Below are 16,242 nucleotides of genomic sequence, written 5' to 3'. Positions count from 1 at the left end.
CGATTCAAGCCAGTTAAAGCGCGCAGCAAGCGGTCTTGTGTCAGCACCCGTTCAATATCCAGCATTTGCTTATCCCATTTCTGCCTTCTATTCTTGCTTATTTCCCGACAAGTCTATTGTGCGAATCGACTGATCTAAATCAAATTTCGTCTTAACCGTGAGGAAAGGGTATCAATCAAGGCAACCGCTACAATCAGAAAGATCAGGATGGCACAAACCTGCTGGTACTGGAACGAGCGAAAACTTTGATAAAGCGAAACGCCAATTCCCCCGGCTCCGACAATTCCCAGAACCGAGGCGGAGCGAACATCTGCTTCAAAGCGGTAGAGCGTGTAGGAAGTCCACAAGGGAAGAACCTGCGGAAGCACCCCAAAGAGAATTTCTTGCAGTTTGCTCGAACCTGTCGCTCGAATGCCTTCTACCGGACCCGGATCGATCGACTCAACTGCTTCTGAGAAGAGTTTGCCTAGCGTTCCGGTTGTATGTACAAACAGGGCCAGCATACCCGCAAATGGACCTAAGCCTACGGCAACGACAAAAATGAGAGCAAAGACCACTTCGTTGATCGCCCGCATCGCATCAAGCAATCGCCTGATCGGGAACACAATCCAGGCAGGGCAGATATTGTCTGAAGCGAAAATGGAAAGGGGAACAGAAACGATCGCCGCCATCACTGTTCCCCAGACCGCCATTGAAATCGTTTCGAGCGTATCGCTCAGGTAAGAACGCCATTCCGTAAAATCGGGTGGAAAATAGCGGCTGATGTATTCCACCATATTGCCGCCACCCTGGGCGAGTTCAATAAAACTCAGGTCACTCTGAATGCCAGCAAAGACAAGAATAGCAATGCCAACGACAAGGTAGAAGATTCGATTAGGGGTAATGAGTTTCTTCTCCCGCGCCAGCATCTCTCGTACTGCTTGAGAAGCTGAACCACGAGGTTCTAGCGTAATTCGATCGCTCATATCACGAATATTAAAGGAACAGTACGGCGAATCAAATGGACAATTCACTCTTGTTCAATGTGAATCATTCATAGGATGTCTGAGGAGTCTGCTGATACAGCTCCAAAGCTTGAGATTTTCCTAAATCCCCTGATAAGGAAAGACTTTGAGATGCTAAATCCTTCTGCAAAAGAATGGCTTGCATCGGTCAGTTTTTCCTTAAAAGGGGAAGAGGAAATCTTCAGCTACTTCAATGCATCGAGCTTTTGATTCAATTCATCCAGCTTTTGCTGCCTTGTCTGAGGGGTTAGGTTCTTATCGTTCTGAACCTCTAATATATCTTTACCGATGTTCAATTCACGGATGGTATTCCACGTTTTGTCTTCTGCTGGGACAAATGCCTGCCAGCCTAGCGGCTCCAGAACTGCAGTGTCTTTGTAGCTGTAGAAGAAATCCTTAATCTGTCCCTTCAAGCAATCGGGTAAGTCTTTCCGATAGGTGATCGGGTCACTCGGAATCACAGGAGAAGTCCAAATCACCTGAATTTGCTCAAAGGCTTTGGGATCAGACGCTTTCAGAGCAGTCAAAGATTCGCTGTTGTTCGTTGCCACGTCAACCTGTTGATTAGCAACTGCTTGAGCCGTCGCTTCATGGCTTCCTGCAAAAATAAGTTGCTTAAACGCCTCTTTCGCGTTCACTCCCTTTTGTGCGAATACATAATAGCTGGGAACGAGATAGCCAGAGGTTGATTCAGGATCATTAAACGCAAAGGTTAAATCTTTCGCGTTCTCTACAATATACTCATTGCCATTTCCTTTTTGAAGATCAATTTCGGAAACGATCGGATTTTCCTTGTTTGTGATGAGGTGCGAGTAATAGCCTTGCGTGCCATCTGAATTTACGGTTTGAGCAAATGCTTCTGCATTGGAACGCTCTGCTGCTGTGATATAGGACTTCCCTCCATACCAAGCAACCTGTACCTTGTTTGCCCCCATTGCCTCAATTACAGCTGCATAATCTGTGGCATAGAAAGCATTTACAGGACGACCGATCGTCTGCGACATTGCCTCGATAAAGGGTTCAAATTTAGGCTTTTGATTCTGCTGAGATTCAGTCGAGATGATTCCAAAGTCGATCGATGCAATTTCCGGCGCACAGGTTTGACCAGAAGCTGAGCCATTGCTAGTGGTCTGGGCTTGCTGATTCGACTGAGTTGAAGTGCAGCTTGCAAGCGTAGCAACACTAATCACAGATGCCGTTAATAGAGATGTCAATCTCTTGAACACAGGTGCTTTCATTTTGAATTGTTTCTCCTGATGATAAAAACGAAATACAGCGTTTTTCACTTCCGTAAGGTACGAGGGGCGAAGCCCGCACGCAGAGGCACAGCCCCTGCCCCCATTTTTTGTACTTCAATCGCCTGAACAAGGCTGTAAACAATCAACTTCTATGGCAGTTCTGTAGGAACAAAGGAAATGTGCAGTCGGATTCGCTCATCGGAAATCACGGCTTAACTCGTGAATGCTTCTGCATGGCCTTTGAGAACTAGCTCTTCAGTTGCAGTGCCGTATATCTCGTTAAGTTTGAAATCATCCAGTACGGCAACTTCTCCATCAAATCTGACTTCTCCATCTCTTAAAGCAACTGCTCGCTTAAAGTAGTGGCGCACCATCTGCACTTGATGTAGGGATGTGATGACTGTAATTCCTTGTTCCTGGTTAAGAACCGTCAGCAGTTCCATGACTTTACGGGCGGATTCCGGGTCCAGGGAAGCGATCGGTTCATCTGCGAGAATAATGTGTGCGCCCTGCATTAAACACCGGGCGATCGCAACTCTTTGCTGTTGACCTCCCGATAAGGCAGAAGCTCGCTTGTAGGCATGCTGTAGAATTCCGACTCGCTCCAAGGCAGCTAACGCCTGCTCCTTTTCCTGCTGGGTAAACCAGCGAAGCGTGGAACGCAAGGAAGGGATGCGAGATAAATTACCAACCAGCACATTTTCTAGCACCGTCAATCGATTCACAAGATTAAACTGCTGAAAGATGAAGCCCATCTGACTTCGCAGCTTTCTCACATTTGAGTGGAGGGAGCCGTTCACCTGAATCGGAGTTCCATAAATCTCGACAGTGCCTTGGTCTGCTTTATGCAAGCCGTTCAGGTTTCTCAACAGGGTTGATTTTCCAGAACCAGAGGCTCCGACTAGCGCAATCATTTCCCCGTCAGCTACGGAAAAATTAATATTCCGCAGGGCAGCAATTTTATTAAACGATTTCGTCAGGTGCTTCACTTCAACAGCAGTGACTTCTAGCGAGTTCTGCAAAACCATGCAGGCATTTCATCCTTTAACTTAAGTAAATATTCAAGTCAACACAGTCTCAGAACAATGAGATTTACCAATCCAGAAGCAACATGCTTGAACACAGCCGAACAGCAGCGATGCCCTCTTAATAACAGACCAAGATGGGCGATCCGCAGCTCGCTAACTTAGGAGGATGGATAGGCTCCTTCCTGCGATTCCTGTTCCTAAGAAGTTTCTTCTTTAGATGTATAGACATCTAGATGAAAACTGTACCAAGCTTTATTGTGGATGCCTGTCCTTAAGGAAATGCGAATGCCAGATTAAGAACTGTTCAAGCTCAATTTAAGCTAATGGGAGCTAGATATATCTTCTAAGCACAACGCTTATGCTGAATCGTTTTCAATTACTAACTCCATCCGATCGCCACGAAATCGCGTCACGCCATACTCAATCCTTCTTCCGGTTTGATCAACATTAATCGATTCTGTTAAAAGAATTGGTGCATTAGCAGGGAGTTCTAGCAGCCGAGCATCTTTAGGCTGAACAATTCGCGCTGAGATTCGGGTACTGTGACGAATATGATCACAGCCGTATTCCTGTTGCAGTAGCTTAGAAATAGAATGATACTGCTGACAGCGTTCCGACAGGTTGGGAAACAAGATACTGGGAAAGTAGCTGCTCGATACACTAATTGGCTGCCCATCGGCAAGACTCAGCCGCTCAAATAAAACAACAGGGGTATTGATTGCTAACGCTAACCGCTTGGCAACTTTTGCATCAGCAGGAATTGTGGTAATGGCTAGGGTTTGATAGCTCGTCTGCAATCCCTGAGCCTTAAGGGCATCGTTGTAGCGAACTCGCTTGCCCAACGCATAAGTGATTGGAGTAGATGCCACAAACATCCCCCGCCCCCGATCGACTCGTACCAAGCCCTCCGTTCGCAAAACCTCGATCGATCGTCGAAGTGTATGACGATTGACACCAAAGCGGACGCTCAATTCAGCTTCGGTTGGCAATTGATCTCCCTTTTGATAAACTGAAGAATTAATCTCTCCCCGAAGCTTATCCGCAATTTGAATGTAAAGGGGCAGCGCGTCGTCCATCATAGCTATTAGTTATACAACACCACATTGGCTCGCAGTAACACCTTAACCTCTCCATAAACCAGGAACAATCTGCATCGTTTTATACTCCCATCGACTGCGATTAACTGTTACATCATCATTTTGATGAGGAGTGCCGAGTTTATGGGGAAGTTCCCAGTTCATTTTCCTATTCCGACATGGTTTGCTTCTGTTTCTCTTTTTTCGACTGCTTTGCTGTTCGGTACTGTTGGCGCTGCTGATGCTCAGGTTCGGAGTTTTGCGCCCCTCAATCGCTATGTAGTGGGCGGTGCAGTAGCGGAAATCATTGATGCAAGCCCCGATGGAAATACGCTGGTTTTTACGAACTCAAGCGATCAGCAAATCGGCTTTGTCGATATTACCGATCCTGCAAATCCACAGTCGCTTGGAACGGTTGAGGTCGCTGGAGAACCAACTTCGGTTGCAATTACACCTGATGGGAAATATGCGATCGCTACCGTTCTTTTCCTCATCGATGAAGATGCTGGACAAACAATTGCTGACCAGCAGCCTGGCACTCTTGTTTTCATTGACCTGGCAACTCGCAAGGTCACCGGGCAGGTACAGCTTTTGGGCATTGGTCCTGACAGTGCTGACATTTCCCCAGACGGCAGCAAAGTGATTGTAGCGATTGAGGATGAAGAAGATACCGATAACCTTCCCGGCTCTCGTCCTGGCTCAATCAACTTTGTCACCATCAATGAGGACAACCCCAGTGAATCAACGGTCACTGCTGTAGACATTGACCTGGCTGGCATCGAAGGGGTGAACTATGTTGAAGACCCGCAGCCGGAGTTTGTCAAATTTAGTCCTGATGGCAGCACTGCCGCTGTCACGATCCAGGAAAATAATGCGATCGCCCTGATCGATGTTGCCTCTGAGCAAATCATTCGCATCTTTTCGGCTGGCACCTCTAGCCAGTTCGCTGACCGGACTGAAGATGGCGAAATTAGCCTGACCGAAGAATTCAAAGGGCGCAGAGAGCCGGATGCAATTGCCTTCACACCTGACGGTCAACACCTGGTCACGGTTAACGAAGGCGACACCGACTTAGAAAGCTTTGGCGACAATATCGGGTCAGGTGGACGCAGTTGGACAATTTTTGACCTGGAGGGCAACGTTGTTTATGACAGCGGCAGCAGCGTTGAAGAACTGGCAATTACCCGAGGGCAATACCCGGACGATCGCTCTGAGGATCGTGGCATTGAAATGGAAGGCGGCACCGTTGCCGAATTTGGCGAACAGCCGATCGCCTTTGTTGCTTCCGAGCGGGGCAGCTTTGTTGTCGCCTATGACATCAGCAATGTTGAGAAGCCTGAGTTAATTAGCTTTCTGCCAACCGGGCTGGCTCCCGAAGGAGTTCTGGCAATTCCAGAACGTAATCTGCTGCTGACCTCTAATGAAGAAGATGGCACAATTGACTTCTTTCAAGCCTCAACTGAGCCAGCAGACAGTGCCTACAGCCCAACTGCCCCTCAGATCACCAGCACGGGTGCTGATCTACCTTTCAGCGCGATTAGCGGTCTATATCAAGTACCCAACGATCTCAATGCCTTCTATGCTGTGCCCGATAGCGCAGTATCGCCTTCTCGAATTTATCGTATTGAGATGGAAGGCTCATCCGCTACTGTCGTCAGTGCCCTGCCCCTGACCAAAAAAGGGGAATCCGTTAGGTATGACCTGGAAGGTATTGCGTTGCAGCCCTCTGGTGACTTTTGGGTAGTCAGTGAAGGAGATGATCGCGAAGGGCAGGAAGCCCCCAACTTACTCAGCCATGTCAACAGCAGGGGTGAAGTACAGCAAGAAATTCCCCTACCCGAAGCAGCTTCAGGCGCAATTACCCGCTTTGGCTTTGAAGGAGTTGCAACCAACGCTGAAGGAACCAAAGTCTATGTGGCAATTCAGCGGGAGTTTGAGGGAGACCCAGAAAACACGGTTCGAATTGCCGAATACGATCTGGAAAATCAAACCTGGAACTACTATTTCTACCCATTAGATACTGATAACGTTGAGGATAGCTGGGTTGGGCTGAGCGAGATTGCTCGCGATACAGACGGCAGTTTTTTAATTGTCGAGCGAGACAATCAGGGCGGTGAAAATGGCGCAGCGAATGCTCGAATCAAGCGCATCTATCGGGTTTCTTTAGCGAATGCAGAACCCGGTGCAACGCTAGAAAAAACCCTGGTGCTGGATCTACTCTCGGATTATAGATGGATTGAAGAGAAGATCGAAAGCCTGGCTGTCACGAATCAGGGATATTGGTTTGCCAGCGATAACGATGGTGGCATCAACTACACTAGGCTGCTGTTTGTGCCAAGACAATAGTAAGTTTGGGTTGTCTTAATTAAAATTGCGTAACTCAGTGGAGCCACTATTTACTCTGCTGAGTTGCACGAGATTCTTAGTACAGAGGTAGGATGGCGAGTTGTGTCGCAAAAAACAAAACAGTCACAAAAAAACAGTCGCAAAAACAAAACAATAGTAAGTTATGCGAGCCTAAACTCCCTTTTCCTCTTTTCAGGGCCTACTTTTGCCTATTCAAATGGCACTTTTTGGCTACTTTCTGACTACTGCGGCAGCATCAATTCTTTCAGGATTACTGCACAACAAATACTAGGAACGCCTTAACAAAAGAAATTCATTTTTCCTTGATATTCTTCAATAACAGTAGAAAAACAAAGGAATTTTTACTTATAGAACCTCTATTTATACAGCTCCTATTTATACAACATCAAAATATTATTCAAAAGATAGCTTTCAATAAAACTTATTGCTAATTGAGGCTATGAATAAGAACGTGTTGGATCTGCATCACCCAATAGAATTGGATTTTTTACCCTGCTTAAAAACTATTAAAAAATTACGATGAAGTCGCGAAATTAACCTCAAGACATTTACCTATTAAAGCTAAATTAACTTCATCTTAAACTAACAATGACAAAGTCTTTGAGGGTATAGATTTTGGCTTTGGCTATATTGCAACCTGCTTAGTGTTGTGCATTACATTGCATTGCTAGATAGGTTGCAGTGTGCTGAATTTTCGCATGTCTAGAAAACGAAATTTGCCCTAATTGAACCATCTATTCTGATGAAGAATTTTCCGAATTTTTACTCATTCACATCATCTTGAACATTTAAGGGGACTGGACAAGGAATGGCAAACTTTGACACAAACCAACCGATGCAAGGGAGTGCGTTGAATAGCGACACTCGTGCTGCTGAATTAAAAGGGTTTGCATCTCTGCCTGCTGACACCTTTGCTGAGGGGCCTCCTGCTGGAGCAAATAACGGTAATGGAGAACCCATTTCAGGGAATGGTCGTACTGGTCCCTTTGATGGTCAACCCGTACAAGGCTTCAGTGGCGTCCAGTTTGCTCCTGGTAGCGACGGATCGACTTTCTGGTTCCTCTCGGACAATGGTTTTGGCGCTAAAACGAACAGTGCTGACTATCTGCTACGTCTTTATCAGGTTGATCCGAGCTTTGTAGATTCTGAAGAAGGGGATGGTGCTGTTGAAATTCAAGGCTTTGTCCAACTGAGCGACCCGGACAACCTGATTCCGTTTGACATTGTTAATGAAAGCACGACCGAAAGACTGCTAACCGGTGCAGATTTTGACGTTGAGTCTTTTGTGATCGATGGTGAGGGTGACATCTGGATTGGAGATGAATTTGGTCCTTACGTGCTTCACTTCGATGCAACAGGCAAGCTCCTGGAAGCGCCCATTTCTACGCCTAATTTCAACACCCTCAACACTCTGAACGGACAAGACCCATTGGTCATTGGTCATCGGGGCGCGAGTGGGGAATTGCCAGAGCATACGCTAGAGGCATACCGCCTGGCGATCGCCCGTGGTGCTGACTTCATCGAACCCGATTTGGTATCAACTAAAGACGGTGTGTTGATCGCCCGTCATGAACCGACCCTGGGTGCGACTACCGATGTTGCCAGCCGTCCTGAATTTGCCGACCGCCGACGCAGCGGAGTGATTGATGGCGTTACGTACGAGAACGAATTCTTTGCCTCCGACTTTACCCTGGAGGAAATCAAGACCCTGCGCGCCATCATGCCCCAGGGCTACCGTACGGATGTTTACAATGGCGTGTTCCAGATCCCGACGCTAGAAGAAATCATCAGCCTGGTCAAACAGGTCGAAAAAGACACGGGTAAGAAGATTGGCATCTATCCCGAAACCAAGCACCCCACCTACCACGACGATCTAGGACTATCCCTGGAAGAACCCCTGCTGGCGACCCTGGAGAAGACCGACTTCACCGACCCCAGCCGTGTGTTTATCCAGTCCTTTGAAGTCTCCAACCTGAAGGAACTGAACACCAAGACCGACATTCCCCTGGTGCAGTTGCTCGATGCCTACGATGTGGCTTTGGATGGATCGCTCATTTATCAGGATGTCAATGCGCGTCCCTACGACTTTGCGGTCAGCGGTGATACCCGCACTTACGGGGATTTGCAAACTCCAGAAGGACTGGCAGAAATTGCAACCTACGCGGATGGCATTGGTCCCTGGAAGCGGATGATTGTTTCTGTCGAAGGCGTAGATGCCAATGGAGACGGTGCAGCGGATGATGTGAATGGTGATGGCACTGTCAACGATGCGGATAAAACGACAATTGCTCCCTCTAGCCTGATTCCTAATGCCCATGAAGCAGGTCTATTTGTCCATGCCTACACCTTCCGGAACGAGGATCGCTTCCTGGCCGCTGACTACCAGGGCAACCCCAACAAGGAGTACGAACAGTTCATTAACCTGGGGGTGGATGGTTACTTCACGGACTTCCCCGGCACAGGCGATCTGGTGCGCGATCAAATTACCAGCGACACTGTGCGCTCTCCCCAGAATCCAGAGGTGCTAGCAACTACTGAGTTTGACACGCTGACCGGCAAGGCTCCGATCGTGATTGGGCATAGAGGCGCTTCGGGTGAGCGACCAGAACATACCCTAGAGGCATATAAGCTAGCGATCGCTCAAGGCGCTGACTTCATCGAACCTGACCTGGTGGTAACCAAAGACGGTGTTTTAATTGCTCGTCACGAGCCAATGCTGGCAGTGGTAGCGCTCAACCCTGACGGCACCATTCAGCGTGATGCCAACGGCAACCCCGTGATCAGCAATACCGACACCAGCACCGACGTTTACCTGCGTCCTGAGTTTGCCGATCGCCTAACCGTAAAGAACCTGGATGGTCGCTCGGTCGGTGGCTGGTTTGCCGAAGACTTTACCCTGGCAGAAGTCAAACAGCTCAATGCCATTGAGCGGATTCCCCTGATCCGTGGCACTGAATTCAATAACGATGGGTTGAAGGTCCCTACGCTGGCTGAAGTGATTAACCTCGTACAGGAGGTTGAGGCGGAGACCGGGCGCAAAATCGGCATCTATCCCGAAACCAAGCACCCTACGTTCTTTCAGCAACAGGGCTACAATACCAGTCAAATCCTGGTGGAGACTCTGGTAGCAGAGGAGTTTACCGATCCCAGCCGCGTGTTTATCCAGTCCTTTGAGGTGAGCAACCTGAAGGAACTAAATGACACAATCATGCCCGCAGCAAACATTGATATTCCCCTGGTGCAGCTCTTTGGGGGTTCGGGTCAACCCTATGACTTTGTTGTTAATGGCGACACCCGCACCTACACCGATCTCTCTACTCCAGGTGGATTGGCTGAAATCGCTGAATATGCTGAAGGGATTGGTCCCAACAAGCAGCGCATTGTGCCCCTATCGACCGTCGATGCGGATGGCAACGGTCAGCCCGATGACCTGAATGGCGATGACACCATTAGTGATGGCGATCGCGTCACGGGAACTCCCACCACTTTGATTCAAGACGCCCATGATGCCGGGTTGCTGGTTCACCTTTATACCCTGCGGGATGAAAGCTTCTTCCTGCCCGACAGTTATGAAGGCAATCCGCTCAACGAATACAAGCAGTTCATTGAATTAGGGGTAGACGGTTTCTTCACTGACTTCCCTGGCACTGGGTTTACGGCTCGGAGCACCTTCATCGAAGAACCGGCAGTTTCTAATCTAGCTAGCTCTCGCGGTTTTGAAGGCATGGCGTTCAGCCCCGATCGCACAACCCTGTATCCAATGCTGGAAGGCATGGTGGTTGGGGACCCTGCTAACTCCCTGCGGATTTATGAATTTGATGTCGCTAGCAGTTCCTTTACCGGATTGGCTGGTCTCTATCGATTGGAGTCGGCTGGTCATGCGATCGGAGACTTCACTCCCATCAATGACAACGAGTTCCTCATCATTGAGCGGGATAACAACCAGGGTGAAGCGGCTGAGTTCAAGAAGATCTTCAAAGTTGACTTATCTCAGCTCAATAGCGAAGGCTTCGTTGAGAAAGAAGAAGTGGTTGATCTGCTGAACCTCAGCGATCCAAACGATCTCAATGGCGACGGTAGCACCACCTTTGACTTTCCCTTCCAAACCATCGAAGACGTACTGGTACTCGATAAAGACACAATCCTGGTTGCAAACGACAACAACTATCCCTTCTCTGTCGGTCGAGGGCCGGATATCGACAATAACGAAATCATTCAGATTCAGCTAGACAAGCCCCTGAACCTGGACCCTCGCTTGGGTGTTGCTGGGTTATCTGAAAGACCCGTTGCAGAACTCGTCGATTTGACCGGATTTGATAATGAGGTTGGTGTGAATGTCACTATCACTCGTGAAGCAAGCTTTAACAACGTGTTGAAGTTCTACGAAACCGATGCTCGAGGGGCTGTCGGCGGTCTTCTACCGGGTGAAACGGGTTATGAAGCAGCCGTTGCTGCTAATCTGCTTGATGCCGAGCTGTTTGTGAACAATCATGCCTCTGCTGAAGTTAGTCTGCCCCTGAAAGGCGGTGGGTTCTATGCCCCAGCATTGCTCATCAACGGTAGTTCGACCAGTCTGGCAACGATCGAAGATGCCACCCTGGGTAATGTGCGGATTAAGCGGGAGGGTAACGTCTGGAGCTTTGAAGACCTGAATGACAACGACTTCAACGACTTGGTTGTCACTATCAACTCGGTTAAACCCCTTGCTTAAGCAGACCTAGTCAATCAACTCCCCCCTTCGCTCATTGAATGGGCTGAAAGGGGGAGCAATTCTGCCGGATAGGTGAGCTAATTGGACTAAGCTGGTCTATCGCTTACCTGATACCCGGACTGGTCTGTAATTTCTATCGTTGAACATCTTGAGATTAGTCATTCTACCTGACTACCACTACATTAATTCTGGCTAAATAATTCAGAACCTGATTAAAACCTATTTCTTTTTATCCTTCTTTTTATCCTTCTTGTCTTTCTTCTTACCCTTTCCATCCGGGTGATGGTCAAGGTGTAATTTTTCAACTACAGCTTGTGCTGTGCCAGCGGTGTTTTTTGCTGCATCCGCGATAAACTGTCTCGCTTCTCCACTGGCATCTTCAGCAACATGAGCAGTGGTGTGAGTAGCAGTATCAACTGTCTCTGTGAGAACAGAAGGAACGCTCGTAATTGCATTTCCTACCGACTCGACAGCAGCGGCAATACCCTTTGATTTCTTGCCGTCTTTTTTCTTGTTTTTTTTCTTATCTTTTTTCTTGTTTCCCATTATGTTATTCCCTACGTTAAAACACAGCTAAAACTTTCCGAATCTGCTGCTCAAAGTTATCTAGTTGCTGGGTAAGAGCGGATAGAGCAAGCGAATGTCCCTTCAACAAATGGGTTGCAGCAGGAAGTTTTAACTCAAACTTAAAGGCGACCCTATCCACTCTTAACCCTTATTCTGACTCAGTTCGTTATGTTGATTCAACATTTGTAAAAACTGATACAGAATTTAACCCTGTTTCACGTGGGATGATTCCTCCGAATGCACCTGCCCTCATTTATCGCTTGCACCTGCCCCCATTTATCGCTTTCGCCTTATACCGATTCTCCCAAGCTAGACTCCTGCCATCGCTCCTCTCTCAACACGCGCGCTCTGTTCTACCATCTGTAGCCTAGCTTTGGAGAATTAGTATTACTAGGTATGATCAGCCGTCCAATTGAGAACGAGTTGTCCTGCCAATCGACGCTGATCGCCTTCTCGTAGAGGATGATAGCGAGCCGCTTGAGCATCACGGAACAGTTGCTCCAGCCCCAGCGAACGATAAAAAGCAGTGCCCCCCGCTGCTTCCATTGCCAGATCGACCACATTCAAGACACCACGTGCAGCTAGCGTGCGACCCATCATGATCTGATTCGTGGTCTCAAGTCCGGGCTGGCTGGTTTCTGCGATCGTCATCATGTGCTGGAGTGCTAGCTGTGCTGCCATCAGCTCATTCTCCATGCCACCCACCAGATAGGCAGTATGGCTGTTTTCTGGGCGTTCCTGAATTAACTGCACTGTCAAGTTTCGTGCTGCTTCTGCCACGCCCACATAGACCGAGTAAATCAATGGAAATGCCAGCATACAAATGATGTGAAACAGAGGATGCCACTTTCCTTGAGGACGTTTCAGCGCAATTCCTGAATCTGGGATAAACACATCCGAGAGTACAATGTTATGAGAACCTGTGCCCTGCATTCCCATTGCCTGCCAAACCGGATCAATTCTGACTCCCTCAGCCCGAACTGGAACGGCAAAATGTAGCACACTCGCCCCGACTTCCGGGTCATGATAGACAGCACTGGTCATTAGCAAATCGCCTGCGGGTGCGCCACTGGCAAAGACTTTGCAACCATTGATGCGAAAGCCACCTTCGACACGAATTGCCGTACCAGAGCCATCTAGCCAGTCAGAGCCACCGCTGCTGAGGAGGATGATTTGTTCGGTTGCCACTCGTCGCAGCAGTCCCTCAACAGGCGCGTTTTGATGTTGACGTCGCCAAACAGGAACCATCACTTGATGGGTGTGCATGGCAAAAGCGAGAGCAGTTGAACTGCAATGATGGGCAAGTTCACGCAGCACTTCACCCATTTCGAGGTAGCTGGCTCCGCCTCCACCCAGCTCAATGGGAACACCTGCTGAGACAAGACCCTGTTGCCTTAAATCGGCAAAGTTTTCAGCCACAAAGCGATCGGGTTCAGTGGTATTGGTGCGGCGTTGGGCAAATTGAGATCCTAACTGTTTCGCCTGTTCGACCCAAGATCGAGTCGGTTGATGAGTTGTAGGAGTATGTAATTCCAACATCATTGTTCTCCTTAAATGGATAGAAATGGATTTGAGTACAAGTAAGCGCAACCGAATGAAAAAACTTTGCTGGATTTATACAAAAAGAGTTAGGTCTGTTTGCACCGAGAAGCCAGCAGGCTTATTCTCCAGAATTGCAAACTGAACGGGCGCAACATTATCAAACGGTGAAGCATCAAAGGACAAAGCCCCTGTCGTACCGTTGTATTTGAACTGACCGAGCGAGGTTGCTTCAAACGAGGCAGCGGCGATCCAAATTTTGTCGCCCTGAGTGCGATCGAAGTCTTTGATGGTGTCAAGTCCCTCCGATGCTGAAAAGAAACTAAATGTATCTGCGCCCGTTTCCCCAACCAGGAGATCGCTGCCTAACCCGCCCATGAACCGATCGTTGCCATCACCGCCATAAAGGATATCGTAGCTATCGCCGCCATAGAGGTCATCAGTTCCTTCTTGACCATAGACATAATCGGTGCCTGCACCGCCAAACAGATAATCGCTATCTGCACCGCCAAAGAGTGAGTCGTTCCCGTTGCCACCCGTGAGCGAATCGTTGCCGTTGCCGCCGTCCAAGTAGTCGCTGCCGTCATTACCGTAGAGTTTGTCGCTGCCGTCGTTGCCATAGAGCGAATCGTCGCCCAAGCCACCTTCGAGGCGATCGTCACCTAAGCCACCTTCGAGGCGATCTTTACCATCTTCGCCGTAAAGGGTATCGTTTTCATGACCGCCATAGAGGGCATCATCGTCATAGCCGCCGTAGAGGGTGTTTGTGCCTGCATTGCCATAGAGAATATCGCTGCCCCTGCCGCCAACCATCTGATCGTCACCCCCGCTTCCATAGAGGCGATCGTTGCCATCTGCACCGTCGAGAAAGTCGTTGTCATCTCCGCCGTCGAGCAGATCGCTGCCTGCGCCGCCCGAAAGCGAATCGACACCCGCACCACCGAGGAGTTTATCGTTACCATTCCAGCCATCGAGGGTATCGTTGCCAGTGCCCGCATCGATCGTATCGTTGCCATCGCCGCCATAGAGCGAATCGCTGCCTGCGCCACCATAGAGCTTATCGTCGCCTATGCCGCCCACACTGGAGTCATCGCCATCGCCACCATAGAGGTAATCGTTGCCATCGCCGCCATACAGGGTATCGTTGCCAACGCCACTAGAGAGGTAGTCGTTGCCGTATTCGCCGTAGAGAACATCATCGCCCTCATCTCCAAAGAGGTCATCGTCGTTATCCCCACCGTAGATATAATCATTTCCTCCTTTGCCTACGAGATTGTCGTAGCCACCGTAGCCATAAATTGTATCGGCATCGCTCGTACCATACAAACTGTCGTTGTATCGTGTCCCTTTAATTGTGGACATTGAACCTTACTCCTAATTTCTGAATTTCTGTGTTTTTCTAGAGAACGATCGCCCTGATTTGAGGTGATATAGACGATCGTTCTCAGTGCACTCTAGGAATGCGATTTCTTCTAGCAGGCAATTCGTATGCGGTTAGCCGACTACAAAGAAGTCTCTGTTCGTCATCGCTAAGCCAGTCGATATCTTGGCAATCTGAATCTGAGATGTTCCCCCGATGCCATCAGCGTCGAAGTACACTGCTCCAGTACCTTTGTTGTAGATAAAGCGATCGCTACCATCTTGAGCACTCGACCCAATCCGAAATTGATCGGTTGTGATAACTCCTGCTGCTAATCCAGCCCCAAAGCCAGTTCGCTCAATACAGAAACTGTCATCCACAACGCTGAAATCCTTGATCGTGTCAATACCCTGGTGTGGAGCAGTGATGAGAAAGCCATCTTGCCCTGAGCCACCCGTTATAATGTCATTTCCCCCGAGACCCGCTAAATAGTCATTTCCGCCACCGCCAGAGATGGAGTTGTTGGCAACGTTACCGTGGATACTATTATCTAAGCCGTTACCTGTCCCGTTAATGGCACTGAAGCCATCCAGGGCTAAGATCTCGACCTCTGCTGTCAGGGTATAGCTGACGGTGGAGCGCACACCATCATATCCCCCCGAAACAGCCTCAAAAATAGCGGTGGTTGCATTCTCGACATAGTAGACGTCGTTGCCGCTCCCCCCAGTCAATTGGTTGTTACCAGAACCCCCATTCAGGTGATCGTCTCCGTTGTCACCCCGAAGAACATCATTGCCATCACCACCTCGAAGAACGTCATTGCCATCGCCACCCGAGAGGAGGTTGTCGGCGGCGTTACCGTAGAGTTCATTATCCAAACTGTTGCCTGTGCCGTTGGCGGCATTGCCCTCCAAAACTAGTTTTTCGACATATCCGCCCGATGACAAGTTATAGCTGATGCTAGCGCGTACAACATCAACCCCCTGATTAAGCTCCTCAATAACGGTGTCATCTGCACGATTGACATAGTAAAGGTCGTCGCCAGCACCACCTTCCATGATCTCGCTACCGTCACCCAACATCGTGTCGTTACCGTTGCCACCATAGATAGCCTGAGAAAAGAAACCGCTATCAGAGCCAGCATGAATCCAATCGTTACCCTCGCCGCCGTCGATTATATCGTTACCACCAAAACCCCAAATTATGTCATCTCCTCCTAGTCCCCTAATGACATCGTTCTCAGCTTCACCATTGATATCGCCGTAGAGCGTGTCATTGTTTTCACTTCCAGGGATATTAGCCATTTTGATTTTTCCTAAGATGATTGTGGTTTGACTTGAAAAACAATCGAA

The 16,242-nt window shown here is 48.7% G+C and carries 10 protein-coding genes; 2 read left to right on the top strand and 8 right to left on the bottom strand.

The window, feature by feature from the left end; translation table 11 throughout:
- Positions 1 to 134 precede the first annotated feature (134 nt).
- From phnE to phnF, 4 genes are all read right to left on the bottom strand, one after another.
- A complete protein-coding gene (gene phnE, locus NDA02_RS22000; RefSeq protein ID WP_348248111.1) occupies positions 135 to 965 on the bottom strand; it encodes a phosphonate ABC transporter, permease protein PhnE in 831 nt (276 codons plus the stop codon).
- 224 nt (positions 966 to 1,189) lie between these two features.
- Positions 1,190 to 2,194: a phosphonate ABC transporter substrate-binding protein gene (gene phnD, locus NDA02_RS21995; RefSeq protein WP_348255895.1), complete on the bottom strand. Its 1,005-nt coding sequence runs from the start codon at positions 2,192 to 2,194 to the stop codon at positions 1,190 to 1,192.
- Positions 2,195 to 2,454: 260 nt separating this feature from the next.
- Entirely contained in the window at positions 2,455 to 3,270 is an 816-nt protein-coding gene (gene phnC, locus NDA02_RS21990) for a phosphonate ABC transporter ATP-binding protein (protein ID WP_190790462.1), read from the bottom strand.
- A gap of 356 nt (positions 3,271 to 3,626) precedes the next feature.
- Positions 3,627 to 4,349: a phosphonate metabolism transcriptional regulator PhnF gene (gene phnF / locus NDA02_RS21985; protein WP_348255892.1), complete on the bottom strand. Its 723-nt coding sequence runs from the start codon at positions 4,347 to 4,349 to the stop codon at positions 3,627 to 3,629.
- Between the two features lie 141 nt (positions 4,350 to 4,490).
- Here phnF and NDA02_RS21980 point away from each other — a divergent pair, with 141 nt between their 5' ends.
- The gene (locus NDA02_RS21980) at positions 4,491 to 6,692 is read left to right on the top strand and encodes an esterase-like activity of phytase family protein (protein WP_190794634.1); all 2,202 of its coding nucleotides are present in this window, start codon (positions 4,491 to 4,493) and stop codon (positions 6,690 to 6,692) included.
- A gap of 829 nt (positions 6,693 to 7,521) precedes the next feature.
- Positions 7,522 to 11,424, top strand: a complete 3,903-nt coding sequence (locus NDA02_RS21975) for a glycerophosphodiester phosphodiesterase family protein (protein WP_242067594.1) — start codon at positions 7,522 to 7,524, stop codon at positions 11,422 to 11,424.
- Positions 11,425 to 11,643: 219 nt separating this feature from the next.
- On the opposite strand, the gene NDA02_RS21970 is transcribed toward NDA02_RS21975, so the two are convergent.
- The 4 genes from NDA02_RS21970 to NDA02_RS21955 all read right to left on the bottom strand — a co-directional run bounded on the left by NDA02_RS21970 (position 11,644) and on the right by NDA02_RS21955 (position 16,194).
- Positions 11,644 to 11,970: a hypothetical protein gene (locus tag NDA02_RS21970; RefSeq protein WP_190794635.1), complete on the bottom strand. Its 327-nt coding sequence runs from the start codon at positions 11,968 to 11,970 to the stop codon at positions 11,644 to 11,646.
- A gap of 411 nt (positions 11,971 to 12,381) precedes the next feature.
- Positions 12,382 to 13,530 (bottom strand): acyl-CoA dehydrogenase family protein, encoded by a 1,149-nt coding sequence (locus NDA02_RS21965; RefSeq protein WP_190794636.1) that lies wholly within the window; start codon positions 13,528 to 13,530, stop codon positions 12,382 to 12,384.
- A 75-nt stretch (positions 13,531 to 13,605) separates the two neighbouring features.
- Entirely contained in the window at positions 13,606 to 14,892 is a 1,287-nt protein-coding gene (locus tag NDA02_RS21960) for a calcium-binding protein (RefSeq protein WP_190794637.1), read from the bottom strand.
- A 132-nt stretch (positions 14,893 to 15,024) separates the two neighbouring features.
- Complete coding sequence (locus tag NDA02_RS21955) at positions 15,025 to 16,194, bottom strand: calcium-binding protein (protein ID WP_190794638.1); 1,170 nt, start codon at positions 16,192 to 16,194, stop codon at positions 15,025 to 15,027.
- Between the last annotated feature and the right edge of the window lie 48 nt (positions 16,195 to 16,242).

Source organism: Leptolyngbya sp. ST-U4 (assembly GCF_039962215.1).
GTDB lineage: Bacteria > Cyanobacteriota > Cyanobacteriia > Elainellales > Elainellaceae > Leptolyngbya_A.
Note: the sequence above shows the minus strand (reverse complement) of the source record. Positions and strands in the feature narration are given on the sequence as shown.